Genomic DNA, 1,365 nt, shown 5'->3' with positions numbered 1-1,365 from the left:
ACTATGACGAGGAGGTCGTGGTGACGGGAGCATCGATCGAGGCGACGCTGGAGCTTTGGGCGTCATCGCTGCGCGAGGTGAAAGCGCGGATGCGGCCCTTGTTCAGCCAGGCGCGTGTGGCGGCATCGGCGAACAGTTTTCTAGATGGCTTGCTGGGGGACGAGCGCCGCAAGACCGGGTGGATGCGCGCCGAGGCGGCGGGCGATGCCGGACCATGGCGGCAGCAGGCGATCCTGGGGCGCGGGCGGTGGGATGCGGATGCGCTGCGCGACATCGTGCGCGACTATGCCGTCGAACATCTTGGCACCGATGATGCGGTGCTGGTCATCGACGAGAACGGGTTCCTGAAACAGGGCAAGGCGTCATGCGGCGTGGGGCGCCAGTACACCGGGTCGGCCGGCAAGGTGACCAACTGCCAGATCGGCGTATTCGCCGCTTATGTCTCGACCAGGGGCCATGCTTTCGTTGACCGGGCGCTTTACCTGCCTAAAAGCTGGACGGCTGACCCGGCCCGCCTGGCGGCCGCGCATGTGCCGGAGGGCACGGTATTCGCCACCAAGCCGGCGCTGGCGGTGCAAATGATCGAGCGCGCGATAGCCGCCGACATGCCGTTTGCCTGGGTCGCGGCGGATGCGGTCTACGGCGTTGGCGACATCGAGCAGACCTTGCGCCGTGCCGGCAAGGGCTATGTGCTGGGCGTGAAGGGCGACCATCGCTTCGGCTCATGGGGCGACAAGCCGGTCGTCGCGGGCACCGCCGCGCTGATCGCGGGCGAACTCGATCCTGCTGCCTGGCAGCGTCTGTCCGCAGGTCAGGGCACCAAGGGCGAGCGCTTTCACGACTGGGCCTATTTCGAGCTCGCCGACCTCGAAGCCGACGAGTACGTCGATGGCGCAATCGGGACATGGACCAGGGGCCTGTTGATACGCCGCTACATTGCCAGTGATGACCTTGCCTTCTTCACCACCTGGTGCCCTGCCGGTACGACCATCGAAACCCTCGTCGGCGTGGAAGGGCATCGCTGGGCCATCGAGGACAGCTTCGAGACCGCCAAGAACGAACTGGGCCTCGACCACAACGAAACCCGCTCCTGGCATGGCTGGCACCGGCACGTCTCGCTCGTCATGCTTGCCTTCGCGATGCTGGCGGCCATCCGTACCCGCGCCAATGCCGCGCCCCCAAAAAGACCTTCGACGAGGCCACAGACCTGATCCACTGGTCTGTCCAGGAAATCTGCCGTATCGTCATCAGGCTGGCACAGCGGCGCATCGAGCCTCGTCGCGTTATCGCTTGGTCATGCTGGCGGCGCGCCCATCAAGCCGCCGCTCGACGGTCACATGTCCGATCAAGAACGCAACTGTAATG

1 pseudogene is annotated in these 1,365 nt (G+C 65.5%); it reads left to right on the top strand.

What is annotated here, in order from left to right:
• Positions 1-3 precede the first annotated feature (3 nt).
• A pseudogene (locus MF607_RS22485) lies at positions 4-1,211 on the top strand (IS701 family transposase).
• Positions 1,212-1,365 lie beyond the last annotated feature (154 nt).

This window comes from Sphingomonas lacusdianchii (assembly GCF_022664395.1).
Taxonomy (GTDB): Bacteria; Pseudomonadota; Alphaproteobacteria; order Sphingomonadales; family Sphingomonadaceae; genus Sphingomonas; species Sphingomonas lacusdianchii.
The sequence above is the reverse complement of the archived record's forward strand: the minus strand, read 5'-3'. Positions and strand labels throughout refer to the sequence as shown.